Origin of the sequence: Streptomyces sp. NPDC059456, from assembly GCF_042750055.1 — a bacterium.
Taxonomy (GTDB): Bacteria; Actinomycetota; Actinomycetes; order Streptomycetales; family Streptomycetaceae; genus Streptomyces.
In genome coordinates this window covers 1-11,000 of record NZ_JBHYVA010000049.1, presented here as the reverse complement: position 1 = coordinate 11,000, position 11,000 = coordinate 1, and the positions used below count along the sequence as shown (strand labels likewise).

Genomic DNA, 11,000 nt, shown 5'->3' with positions numbered 1-11,000 from the left:
GGGGTGCAGCTGGGCGCGACGCCCGCGGCGCACAGGCACCCGCACCCGGGGGGGGGTGAGGGCGGCGCCGTGACCGACGGTGTGCACCCGGCCCGGATACGCCGGGGCCAGCTGCTCCGCGACGCTGCGCAGCGTCCACAGGCCGGCCGCCGGGTTCGCGTCGAGGGCGGCGCGCAGCCGGCCCTCGTCGAAGTGGTCGGGGTGCTCGTGGGTGACGAGCAGGACGTCGGCCCCGAGCCCCGCGCCGGGCTCGCTGAAGGCGCCCGGGTCGATGACGAGCACGCGCCCGTCCTTCTCCAGCTGGACACAGGAGTGCAGCCGCTTGGTGAGCTTCATGATCCCAGGCTAGCTGCGGACGCGGCGCGGCGGAGGTGCTACGGGGACGGCGACGGGTACGGCTACGGGGTCGCCGTGGACACCACGTAGACCCTGGGCTTCGCCGGGTCCGTCAGGTCGACCGTGACGTCCCGGGTGGGGCGCGGGCCGGGCTGCTCCAGGGTGGTGCCGTACCAGGCGTTGTTCGGGCCCCAGCTCCAGCCGGCGACCGCGGCGTCGTGCGCCCCGATGGAGACCTCGCGGGTCAGTGCGGCCCGGCTGGTGCCGAGCTCGGCGAGGAAGGCGTCCAGGTCGGCGGGGGTCACCGCGAACTGCACGTACAGCCGGCTGGTGCGCCAGTTGTTGGTCTCCAGGAACCCGACCCGCCAGGCCTTCGGCGGGATCGGCACCTCGTAGATGCTGCGCTGCACCTTGGACGGCCAGCCCGGGCGCACCTTGGTCGCGCCGACCTTGGCGGCCTTGTCGCGGCCGCTCTCACGGCTCTGCTGGGCGGACACGGCGAGGTAGCCGGCGGGCACGCCGACCAGCAGCAGGATGATGATCGCGGTGATCCAGCGGCGCCTGACGACGTGCCGCCGGTCCTCCACCGGGGGCGGCGCGGCGCCCTCGTCGGGGGGCGGCGCCTGGTGGGGCAGGGAGGGCGGGGTCACTGCGCACCGCCCTCGGGGCGGTCGCCGGCCTCGGGGCGGACCGCCTCGGTGACCTCGGCGGTCCCGGCCCCGGCGGCTTCGCGCTCTTCGGCCTCGCGCTCCTCGGCCTCGGCTTCGACGGCCTTGATCTCGGCCGCCTTGATCTCCGCCGCCTTGGCTTCGGCCGCCTTGCGCTCCGCGGTGGCCGGGGAGTCGATCAGGCCCCACTGCGCGTACCGCTCGTAGCGCTCCACCCGTCGGCGCGTGGCGCGGCGGAAGCGGCGTGCGACGAGCCGGGCCAGGTCGGCGGCGCCGACCATGCCGGCCTCGGGCCCGAGCTGGGCCTTGGCGATCCGGGCCTCGGGGCGGTAGCCGCGGCCGGTGAGGTGGCGGCGGAAGGCGTCCCGGGCGGGGCCGATCAGCAGGTCGTCGGCGGCGCTGACGCCGCCGCCGATGACGAAGCAGGAGGGGTCGAGGGCGGCGGCGAGGTTGGCGATGCCGACGCCGAGCCACTGGCCGATGTCCTGGAGGAGTTCGACGCACATCGCGTCGCCCTCGCGGGCCAGCTCGGTGATGAGCGGCCCGGTGATCTCGGCGACGTTGCCGCCGACCTTGGCGATGATGTTGTACGCGACCGGGGAGTCGGCGGCCGCCAGCTCGCGGGCCTCGCGGACCAGGGCGTTGCCGGAGCTGTACTGCTCCCAGCAGCCGCGGTTGCCGCACGGGCAGCGGTGCCCGCCGGGCACGACCTGCATGTGGCCGAACTCGCCGGCGACCCCGAAGCGGCCGCGCTTGACCTGGCCGCCTTCGAGGATGGCGCCGCCGATGCCGGTACCGAGCGTGATCATGACGAGGTGGTCCTCGCCGCGCCCGGCGCCGAAGCGCCACTCGGCCCAGGCGGCGGTGTTGGCGTCGTTGTCCACCATGACGGGGACCGCGAGCCGGGACTGGAGCGCGTCGCGCAGCGGCTCGTCGCGCCAGGCCAGGTGCGGGGCGAACAGGACGCGCGAGCGGTCGGCGTCGACCCAGCCGGCCGCGCCGATGCCCACCGCGTGGACGTCGTGCCGGTCGGACAGGTCGAGGACCAGCTCGACGATGGTGTCCTCGACGACCTTGGGGCTCTTGGACTTGTCGGGGGTCTCGGTGCGGATCTTCTCCAGGATGACCCCGTCGGCGTCGACGACACCGGCCATCACCTTGGTGCCGCCGATGTCGATGCCGACGGTCGGGACGCGCGGGGCGGTCAGGTGCGACCGGCGCTCACGGGTCCCGATGGTCCGCAGGACGGTGCCTCGCGCCGACCCCCGGTGGGAGAGCGCAAAGTCCCGGTACGTGCTCATCGAGTCGTGTCGTCCCTCAGGGTGCGGTGGTGCCGGATGCCGGATCGGCTGCTCCGGCCGGGTGGTCCGGTCCTGATTCTGCCACCCGCTCCAGCTCGTGGCTCAGCTCGTCCAGCTCGGAGCCGCCGGCCATCTGCCGGGTGAGCTCGTCCAGGGTGATCGAGTCGCGGGTGTGGCTGCCCGCCATGGTGCCGCGCTTGAGCAGCACGAACCGGTCCCCGACCAGGTGGGCGTGGTGCGGGTTGTGGGTGATCAGGACCACACCGAGGCCCGCGTCACGGGCCGCGGCGACGTACTTCAGGACCACGCCGGACTGCTTCACGCCGAGGGCGGCGGTCGGCTCGTCCAGGACGAGGACCTTCGCCCCGAAGTAGACGGCGCGGGCGATGGCCACGCACTGCCGCTCGCCGCCGGACAGGGTGCCGATGGGCTGGTCGACGTCGCGCAGGTCGATGCCCATGCGCAGCAGCTCGGCGCGGGTGGTCTTGCGCATGAAGTCCACGTCGAGGCGGCGCAGCGGGCCGCGTCCCCTGGTGGGCTCGGAGCCGAGGAAGAAATTGCGCCAGACGGGCATGAGCGGGACGACGGCCAGGTCCTGGTAGACGGTGGCGATGCCGTGGTCGAGGGCGGCGCGCGGGTTGGCGAGCACCGTCTCCTCCCCCTCGATCTCGAACCGGCCGGCGTCGTGCCGGTGCAGCCCCGCGATGATCTTGATGAGGGTGGACTTGCCGGCGCCGTTGTCGCCGAGGACACAGGTGATCTCGCCCGCGTGGACCTCCAGGGAGACCCCCTGGAGGGCGCGGATGTTGCCGTAGAACTTGCTGACGTCGGTCAGCTGCACGAGGGCCGTGCCCTCGGCCTTGGTCACTGCGCTCACGGTCACTTCGCCTCCGCCCGCTTGCGGACCCATGCGTTGAGCAGCGTCGCGAGCAGGAGCATCGCGCCGAGGAAGAACTTGAACCAGTCCGGGTTCCACTGGGCGTAGACGATGCCGTTGCTGGTCATGCCGAAGATGAAGGCGCCGACGGCCGAGCCGATGGCGGAGCCGTAGCCGCCCGTCATCAGGCAGCCGCCGATGACGGCCGCGATGATGTAGAGGAACTCGTTGCCGACGCCCTCGCCCGACTGGACGACGTCGAACGAGAAGAGGATGTGCTGGCCGGAGATCCAGGCGCACAGGGCCACGCCCATGTAGAGGCCGATGCGGGTCTTGACCACGGGGACGCCGGTCGCGCGGGCCGCGTCCGCCCCGCCGCCGACTGCGAAGATCCAGTTGCCGGCGCGGGTGCGCAGCAGGATCCAGGTGGCGACGGCGACCAGGGCCAGCCACCACAGGATGGTGACCTTGAGGGTGACCGAGCCGACGTTCCACTGCGAGGCGAACAGCGCGCGGGCGGAGGAGAAGCCCTCCATGTCGGCGATCGTCTTCGTCGAGACGGAGCCGCTGATCAGCTTGGTGAAGCCGAGGTTCAGGCCCGTCAGCATGAGGAACGTGCCGAGCGTGATGATGAAGCTGGGCAGCCGGGTGCGGGTCAGCATGAACCCGTTGAAGAACCCGATGGCCAGGGTGACCAGCAGGGACACCCCCACGCCCACCCACACGTTGGCGGTCACCTGGTAGCTGAACATCGAGCTGACCAGTGCCGAGGTGGTGACCATGACGCCGGCGGAGAGGTCGAACTCGCCGCCGATCATCAGCAGGGCCACCGGGCAGGCCATGATCCCGATGGTGGAGGCCGAGTACAGGATCGTGCTGAGGCTGGAGGCCTGCAGGAAGCTGGGGGCGGCGAAGGAGAAGAAGACGAAGACGGCGGCCGCGCCGACGACCGCGCCCAGCTCGGGGCGGCCGAGCAGCCTGCGGACCAGGGAGGTGGGGGCGAGCCGCTCGTCGACGGCCGTTGCCGTGCTCATCGGGTGCCCCGCTTGATGTACTGCTCCAGCTTGGCCGCCTCGTCGGCGGTCACGATCTGCGGGCCGGTCAGGACCGGGCGGCCGCCGCCGAGCACGTCCGCGTTGTAGCGGTAGAGCCAGAGCAGGTCGATGGCCTCGTAGCCCTGGAGGTAGGGCTGCTGGTCGACGGCGAAGCCGAGGGCGCCGGACTTGAGGTCACGGGCGACGGACTCGTTGAGGTCGAAGGTGTCGACCTCCGCCTTGCTGCCCGCCGCGTCCTTCGCCTTGATCGCCGTCGGGGCGAAGGGGGCGCCGAGGGTGACGATCGCGTCGACGGACGGGTCGGCCTGGAGCTTCGCCTGGATGGCCGCCTGGACGGAGGGCATGTTGGTGCCCTCGACGTACAGGTTCTCCATGGTCCCGCCGAACGTCTTCTTCGCCCCGGCGCAGCGCTGCTCGTGGCCGACGTTGCCCTGCTCGTGCAGGACGCAGACGGCCTTCTTCTTCCCGCGCTTGGTCAGCTCGCTGCCGACCGCCTCGCCGGCGATCTGCTCGTCCTGGCCGATGTGGGTGAGGGCGCCGTACTCGGCGGACTGCGCGGATCCGGAGTTGACCGTGATCACCGGGATGCCGGCCTTGACCGCCTTGCCGATGACGTCCTTGAGCGCCTCGGGCTTCGCGAGGCTCACCACGATCCCGTCGACCTTCTGGTCGATGGCGTTCTGCACGAACTGGGCCTGCTGCTGTGCCTGGTCGTCGTGGGCGTAGACGAAGTTGATGTTGTCCTTCGCCGCGGCTTCCTTGGCGCCCTTCTGGACGATGTCCCAGAAGGTGTCGCCGTCTCCCGCGTGGGTGACCATCGCGAAGGTCCAGCGCGGGGTGGACACGGCGGGCCGGCCCGCCTGGGCGGCCTTGGCCCGCTCCTCGGCACGCTTGCCGCCCGTACTGCTGCAGCCCACGAGGGAGGCTCCCAGTACCGCCGCGAGCACGGCGCCCACGACGCGCACCCCTGTCCGAACCCTAGCCACGTCTGCGTGCCCTTCCCTCGTCCTGCGTCTTGTGCGGTCCGCTGCTGCGAAAGCGGTCATTACGGTTCCAGCCGCTCAGTATCCGCCACAGTGGACCATGTGCGGTCATCGGGTCCTTCGAGCCCATCTCGGCCATACGGGTACTGTCGGGCGGATTGACAGCCCCCGGTGAGGGGGTCAGGTTGATTGCATGCGCATCGGGGTGATCGGAACGGGCCGGATCGGCTCGTTCCACGCGGCGGCACTGGCCCGCCACCGGGACGCCGGCTCGCTGCTGCTCGCCGACGCCGATCCGGCGCGGGCGGCGCGGGTCGCCGACCGGCTGGGCGCGACCGCCGCGCCGTCCGTGGAGCAGGTCTTCACGTGGGGCGTCGACGCCGTGGTCGTGGCCTGCTCGACCGACGCGCACGCCGGGCTGGTCCTGCGGGCGGTCCGCGGCGGGCTGCCGGTGTTCTGCGAGAAGCCGCTGGCCGGCGACCTCGCCCGGACGCTGGCCGTGCTGCGCGAGGTGACCGCCGCCGACGGGGTGCTCCAGCTGGGCTTCATGCGCCGCTTCGACGCGGGCTGCAGCACCGCCCGGGAGCTGGTGCGCTCCGGGGCGCTGGGCCGCCTGCACACCGTGCGGACGATGACGGCCGATCCGGCGCCACCGCCCGCCGGGTACCTGGCGACCTCGGGGGGCCTGTACCGGGACTGCCTGGTGCACGACTTCGACATGGTCCGCTGGGTGACCGGGCACGAGGTGACGGAGGTGTACGCGACCGGGTCGGACGCGGGTCCCGCGGTGTTCCGCGAGGTCGGCGACGTGGACACCGGCGTGGCGGTCCTCACCCTGGACGACGGGACCCTGGCCACCTGTACGGGCACCCGGTGCAACGGCGCCGGGTACGACGTGCGGATGGAGCTGGCCGGAGAGCTCGACCAGGTCTCCTCGGGGCTGGACGACCGTACGCCGATCGCCTCGACCGAACCGCACGGCCCGCCCCCGGCGAGCAAGCCGTGGGCGGGGTTCCTGGAGCGGTTCGCCCCCGCGTACGAGGCGGAGCTGGCGGCCTTCGTCCGGCTGGTGCGCGGCGAGGGGCCCAATCCGTGCGACGGCCGGGAGGCGCTGGCGGCGCTGCGGATCGCCGAGGCGTGCGAGGTGTCGCGGCGCGAGCGGCGCCCGGTGCGGATGGCGGAGCTGCCGGACCTGTGAGGCGCCCCGCGTCGGGAGCGGGGCCGCGGGAGCGGGGGCCGGGGCGGTACGGAACCGGGCACGGGCGGCGGCTACCAGCGCACCGGCAGCCGGGTCACGCCCCGGATGAGGCTGCCCCCGAGGTGGTCCGGCGGGCCCCCGGCCGGGTCTTCGGCCAGGTCCGGGAAGCGCTCCAGCAGGCCGCGGACCGCGATGCGGCCCTCCATCCGGGCGAGCGGGGCGCCGATGCAGAAGTGCAGTCCGTGCCCGAAGGCGAGGTGTCCCTGCGGGGCGCGCCGGATGTCGAACGTGTCGGGTTCGCCGTAGCGCCCGGGGTCGCGGTCGGCTCCGGCCAGCGAGACGAGGACGGTGGCCCCGGCGGGGATGGCGGTGCCGCCGAGCTCCATGTCCTCGCGGGCGTAGCGGTAGGTGGCGTTCTGGACCGGTCCGTCGTAGCGCAGCATCTCCTCGACCGCGCCGTCGAGCAGGCCGTCGTAGTCGGCGCGCAGGGCGGCCAGCTGGTCCGGGTGGGCCAGCAGGGCGCGCGTGCCGTTGGAGATGAGGTTGACCGTGGTCTCGTGGCCGGCGACCAACAGCAGGAAGGCCATCCCGATCAGCTCTTCGGAGGACAGCGCGTCGCCGTCCTCGTTCCGGGTCCGGATCAGTGCACTGAGCAGGTCCTCGCCCGGTTCCTTCGCCTTGGCCCCGACGAGTTCGGTGAGGTACTCGCCGAGCTTCTGGTGCGCGGTGGTGCTCGGGGTGGCGGAGGTGGGGGCGACGACCTCCTTGGACCAGTAACTGAAGCGCTCGCGGTCCAGGTCGGGGACGCCCAGGAGTTCGCCGATGACGGTCATCGGGAGCGGGAAGGCGAGGGCCTTGATCAGGTCGGCGGAGCGCTGCGGGCGGGCCGCCATCGCGTCGAGCAGGTCGTCGGTGATCTGCTGGACGCGGGGCCGCATGGCCTGGACGCGGCGGGAGGTGAACTCGCGGGCGACCAGGCGGCGCAGCCGGGTGTGGTGCGGCGGGTCCGCCTCCAGCATGTTGCGGTTGGCCTGGGTGGCGGTGATGCCCGGCAGGATCGCGCCGCTGCTCCAGTCCTTCGCCAGACCGGGGTGGGCGAGGGCCTGGCGGGCCTCGTCGTAGCCGACGACCAGGAAGGTGGGCGCGTACTCGGCGGTGACCTCCACGTGGTGCACCGGTCCCGTCGCGCGCAGCCGGGCGTAGAAGGAGTAGGGGTCGGTGAGGAAGTCCGCGTCGTTCGCGCTGATGTCCGGTAAGGGCATGCGGTCACACTAATGTGACCGCTCAGTACGGGACCCGGCGATTTCCGGTCACTCGTCGGCGCCCTCCGGCCACCCGTCCCGTGCCCGCCGGGTCAGCCGGTCACGGCGCGACGGCCCCAGGCGGTCCCGCCGAGGACGAGCAGGGCGCCCGCGAGGCCGGCCGGGCCCGGGTGTTCGCCGCCGATCGCGATGCCGGCGGCGGCGGCCCACAGGGGTTCGGTGCCGAGCAGCAGGCTGACGCGGGAGGGCGAGGAGCGGCGTACGGCCCACATCTGCACGAAGAAGGCGAAGAGCGTGCAGAAGACGGAGAGGAAGGCGAGTCCCGCCCACTCGGCCGGCCCGAACGCGGCGGCCGCTGCCCAGGGGCTGTCGCCCGTGCCGGGTACGGCGGCCAGTACGGCGAAGACGAGCACGGCGCCGCCGAGCTGGACGGTGGTCAGCGACAGCGGATCGGCGCCCTGGACAGCCGTGCTCCGGGCCATCAGCAGGACGTGCAGGGTCCGGGCCAGGGCCGCGCCGAGGATGAGCAGGTCGCCGGCGCCGGGGACGGTGAACCCGGCGCCCTGGGTGAGCAGGACGACACCGGCGACGGAGGCCGCGGCGCCCGCGAGGAAGGCCCCCGGCGGTGCCTCGCGCCGTACGGCGGCCTCGGCGAGCGGGGTGAAGATCATGGTCAGGCTGATGATCAGCCCGGCGTTGGTGGCGGAGGTGTGGACGACCCCGTAGGTCTCCAGCAGGAAGATCCCGCCGAGTACGAGACCCAGCAGGCCCGCGCCGCGCACCTGCCGGGCGGTGAGCGCCCGCAGCCGTCGCCGGCCGGCGACGGCGAGGACGGGCAGCACGAGCGCGAAGCGCAGGACGAGGACGGCGATCACGGTGTGGGCCGTGGTGATGCCCTTGGCGGCGAGGTAGCTGCCGCCCCAGACGACGGCGACGGCCAGCACGGGCAGGTCGGCGAGCCAGGCCCGGCGGGGCGCGGCGGGGCGGAGGAGGAGGGCGGACGAGCTCACCAGGGACTCTCCAACGGCGTGAAGCGGCGGAGACTTCGGCGGCTCCCACGGGCGCGGCTCACCGTACCGGAGCCGATCATGGCGGTCGAGCGCTTTCACCGCCGCCCGACGGCACCCCCGCCCCGCCGGCCTCCCGGCCGGTGGCGCCGTCGCCCGCCGGGTCGCCCTGCCCGGGCCCCGGCGGGCGGTCGCCGGGTCAGACGAAGGTGCCGAACGTGGCCCGGCCCGTCGGGCGGTACGTGAGGATGGCCGTGCCGTTCGGCGTCGTGCGCGACGCGGCCAGCTCGTAGGCCGTCGGCAGCCCGCCCGTGGGGAACAGCCGCTGCCCGGCGCCCAGGAAGACGGGGAACACCAGCAGGTTCAGCTCCTCCACGAGGTCCCGCACCAGCAGCCACTGGGCCAGCGCCCCGCTGCCGTGCACCTGGAGTTCCCGGCTCCCCTCCAGCGCGTCCTTGACCCGCATGATCTCGCCCTGGAGGTGTTCGCCGTCGATGACCGTGGTCCCGGCCCAGGCCGGGTCCTTCAGCGTCGTCGAGGCGACGTACTTGGGCAGCCCGTTGAGCCGGCTCGCGATGGGGTGCGTGGGGTCGGTCACCTTCGGCCAGTAGTCGGCGAAGATCTCGTACGTGCGGCGCCCGAGCAGGAAGGCCCCGGCCCGGTCGAACACCTCGTTCATGAACACCTGCATGCCCTCGTCGCCGAACGGCACCAGCCAGCCGCCGTACGCGAACCCGCCGCCGGGGTCCTCCTCCGGTCCGCCGGGGGCCTGCATGACGCCGTCGAGGGTCACGAAGGTGGTGAGGGTCAGCTTGCCCATGGTTCTGCGCTCCTTGTGTCCGGTGTCCGCTGCAGGTGTTCAGACTCCCGGGCGCCCCGGAACTCATCGGGGCGACGCGCACGAACGCCACGTCCGATTCCCGCCAGCGCCCTCCCCCCGCGGCTCGTTTCATTGAACCCGCAACCACTTGTCGGGCGAGAGCAAAGGGGAAGACCATGAACAGCAGCGGCACGGTGGCACTGGTGACCGGCGGCAGCCGGGGGATCGGGGCGGCCACCGCCCTGCGGCTGGCGCGGGACGGCCTCGACGTCGCGCTCACCTACGTCGACGGCGCGGACGCCGCCGCGCAGGTCGTGAAGCGGATCGAGGCGCTCGGCCGCCGCGCCCTGGCCGTGCGGGCCGACGCGGGCGACCCGGCGCAGGCGGTCGCCGCGGTGCAGGAGACCGTACGGGAGCTGGGGCGGATCGACGCGCTCGTCAACAACGCGGGCATCGGCGTACTCGGGCCGCTGGACTCCCTGGCCCTGTCCGACGTGGACCGGGTGCTGGCGGTCAACGTGCGGGGCGCGTTCCTGACCGCGCAGGCCGCGGCGGCGCGGATGGGCTCCGGCGGCCGGATCGTCACCATCGGCAGCTGCATGGTCCAGCGGGTCCCCGGCCCGGGAGGCGTCCTCTACGCGATGAGCAAGGCCGCGCTGACCGGCATGTCCAAGGCGCTGGCCCGGGAGCTCGGCGAGCGCGGGATCACCGCGAACCTCGTGCACCCCGGCCCGGTGGACACGGACCTGAACCCGGCGGACGGTCCCGGCGCCGCCCCGCAGAGCGCACTGACGGCCCTCGGGCGCTTCGGCACCGCGCAGGAGGTGGCGGCCCTGGTGTCCTTCCTCGCGGGCCCGGACGCCGCCTACGTCACGGGCGCCGAGTTCGCGGTGGACGGCGGCTTCGCCGCGTAGCGCCGGACCCGCTCCCCGCGGCCCCCGCTGCGGCGATCAGTCCAGCCAGCGGCCGTCCTTCATCAGGTCCCGGCCCTCGATCTCGTCGGCCTCGCGCCAGGCCTGGATCCACACCGGCGCGACGCGGAAGTACGGGTAGGGCGTCTTGAGGCCGCTCGGGTCGAAACCGGAGTGGGCCGCGAAGGCCTCGATCTCGCCGGGTCCGAGCTCGGCCGCCTCCAGCCGGGTCACGGCGCCCTCCACGAGCACCACGTCGCGGGTCGCGCCGAAGGCCAGCCGCACCCGGCCGCTCCGGGCGAGGTTGCGGCCGGTGGGCAGGTTGCGGCCGGTCGACATCAGGAAGGTCGCGCCGTCCCACCGGAAGGACAGGGGCACGAGGCAGGGCACCCCCTCGGCGTCCGCGGTGGCCACCCAGACGTCGACGTCCTTCTCGAACCGGCTCAGCGTGTCCTTGCGGCGCTGCTCCCTCGTGCGCGGCCCTTCGGCTGCCATGCCCTCGCCCTCCCCCGGGTGACTGCGACAGCCGAAGGGTAGCGGGCCGGCGGCCGGCGGACGCCGCGGGGGCGCACCGTCGGACGG

11 protein-coding genes and 1 pseudogene are annotated in these 11,000 nt (G+C 73.4%); 2 read left to right on the top strand and 10 right to left on the bottom strand.

Features of this window, described 5'->3' with window-relative positions; all coding sequences use genetic code 11:
- The 6 genes and pseudogenes from ACFXA3_RS07395 to ACFXA3_RS07370 form a co-directional block, all read right to left on the bottom strand.
- The coding region (locus ACFXA3_RS07395; RefSeq protein ID WP_385183233.1) for an MBL fold metallo-hydrolase at positions 1-336 on the bottom strand (336 nt) is incomplete at its 3' end.
- A 62-nt stretch (positions 337-398) separates the two neighbouring features.
- Positions 399-986 (bottom strand): hypothetical protein, encoded by a 588-nt coding sequence (locus tag ACFXA3_RS07390; protein WP_385183230.1) that lies wholly within the window; start codon positions 984-986, stop codon positions 399-401.
- Between the two features lie 143 nt (positions 987-1,129).
- Positions 1,130-2,305: pseudogene (locus ACFXA3_RS07385) on the bottom strand (ROK family glucokinase); the annotation flags it as partial.
- 16 nt (positions 2,306-2,321) lie between these two features.
- A complete protein-coding gene (locus ACFXA3_RS07380) occupies positions 2,322-3,215 on the bottom strand; it encodes an ATP-binding cassette domain-containing protein (protein WP_385183227.1) in 894 nt (297 codons plus the stop codon).
- Positions 3,185-4,216 carry an ABC transporter permease gene (locus ACFXA3_RS07375; RefSeq protein WP_385183224.1) on the bottom strand — a complete coding sequence of 344 codons (1,032 nt, stop codon included), beginning with the start codon at positions 4,214-4,216 and terminating at the stop codon, positions 3,185-3,187. Before ACFXA3_RS07375 ends, ACFXA3_RS07380 begins: the two co-directional genes overlap by 31 nt.
- Positions 4,213-5,193, bottom strand: a complete 981-nt coding sequence (locus ACFXA3_RS07370) for a sugar ABC transporter substrate-binding protein (protein WP_385183267.1) — start codon at positions 5,191-5,193, stop codon at positions 4,213-4,215. The genes ACFXA3_RS07375 and ACFXA3_RS07370 overlap by 4 nt, the downstream gene beginning before the upstream one ends.
- A gap of 220 nt (positions 5,194-5,413) precedes the next feature.
- Between ACFXA3_RS07370 and ACFXA3_RS07365 the strand changes: the two genes are divergently transcribed.
- Positions 5,414-6,418, top strand: a complete 1,005-nt coding sequence (locus ACFXA3_RS07365) for a Gfo/Idh/MocA family oxidoreductase (protein ID WP_385183222.1) — start codon at positions 5,414-5,416, stop codon at positions 6,416-6,418.
- A 71-nt stretch (positions 6,419-6,489) separates the two neighbouring features.
- On the opposite strand, the gene ACFXA3_RS07360 is transcribed toward ACFXA3_RS07365, so the two are convergent.
- The 3 genes from ACFXA3_RS07360 to ACFXA3_RS07350 form a co-directional block, all read right to left on the bottom strand.
- The gene (locus tag ACFXA3_RS07360; protein ID WP_385183219.1) at positions 6,490-7,680 is read right to left on the bottom strand and encodes a cytochrome P450; all 1,191 of its coding nucleotides are present in this window, start codon (positions 7,678-7,680) and stop codon (positions 6,490-6,492) included.
- Between the two features lie 92 nt (positions 7,681-7,772).
- Positions 7,773-8,690: a DMT family transporter gene (locus ACFXA3_RS07355; RefSeq protein WP_385183216.1), complete on the bottom strand. Its 918-nt coding sequence runs from the start codon at positions 8,688-8,690 to the stop codon at positions 7,773-7,775.
- Between the two features lie 196 nt (positions 8,691-8,886).
- Positions 8,887-9,507 (bottom strand): dihydrofolate reductase family protein, encoded by a 621-nt coding sequence (locus ACFXA3_RS07350; RefSeq protein WP_385183213.1) that lies wholly within the window; start codon positions 9,505-9,507, stop codon positions 8,887-8,889.
- A 176-nt stretch (positions 9,508-9,683) separates the two neighbouring features.
- Here ACFXA3_RS07350 and ACFXA3_RS07345 point away from each other — a divergent pair, with 176 nt between their 5' ends.
- Positions 9,684-10,421, top strand: coding sequence for an SDR family oxidoreductase (locus tag ACFXA3_RS07345; RefSeq protein ID WP_385183210.1), 738 nt, complete (start codon positions 9,684-9,686; stop codon positions 10,419-10,421).
- A 36-nt stretch (positions 10,422-10,457) separates the two neighbouring features.
- On the opposite strand, the gene ACFXA3_RS07340 is transcribed toward ACFXA3_RS07345, so the two are convergent.
- On the bottom strand, positions 10,458-10,913 hold the full coding sequence (locus ACFXA3_RS07340; RefSeq protein WP_385183207.1) for a pyridoxamine 5'-phosphate oxidase family protein: 456 nt from the start codon (positions 10,911-10,913) through the stop codon (positions 10,458-10,460).
- Between the last annotated feature and the right edge of the window lie 87 nt (positions 10,914-11,000).

What these genes read in the sequence shown, in the direction of transcription:
- ACFXA3_RS07365 (WP_385183222.1), top strand. Translation starts at nt 5,414, where the DNA reads ATGCGCATCGGGGTGATCGGAACGGGCCGGATCGGCTCGTTCCACGCG.
- ACFXA3_RS07380 (WP_385183227.1), bottom strand. Translation starts at nt 3,215, where the DNA reads ATGGGTCCGCAAGCGGGCGGAGGCGAAGTGACCGTGAGCGCAGTGACC.
- ACFXA3_RS07340 (WP_385183207.1), bottom strand. Translation starts at nt 10,913, where the DNA reads ATGGCAGCCGAAGGGCCGCGCACGAGGGAGCAGCGCCGCAAGGACACG.
- ACFXA3_RS07345 (WP_385183210.1), top strand. Translation starts at nt 9,684, where the DNA reads ATGAACAGCAGCGGCACGGTGGCACTGGTGACCGGCGGCAGCCGGGGG.
- ACFXA3_RS07360 (WP_385183219.1), bottom strand. Translation starts at nt 7,680, where the DNA reads ATGCCCTTACCGGACATCAGCGCGAACGACGCGGACTTCCTCACCGAC.
- ACFXA3_RS07350 (WP_385183213.1), bottom strand. Translation starts at nt 9,507, where the DNA reads ATGGGCAAGCTGACCCTCACCACCTTCGTGACCCTCGACGGCGTCATG.
- ACFXA3_RS07375 (WP_385183224.1), bottom strand. Translation starts at nt 4,216, where the DNA reads ATGAGCACGGCAACGGCCGTCGACGAGCGGCTCGCCCCCACCTCCCTG.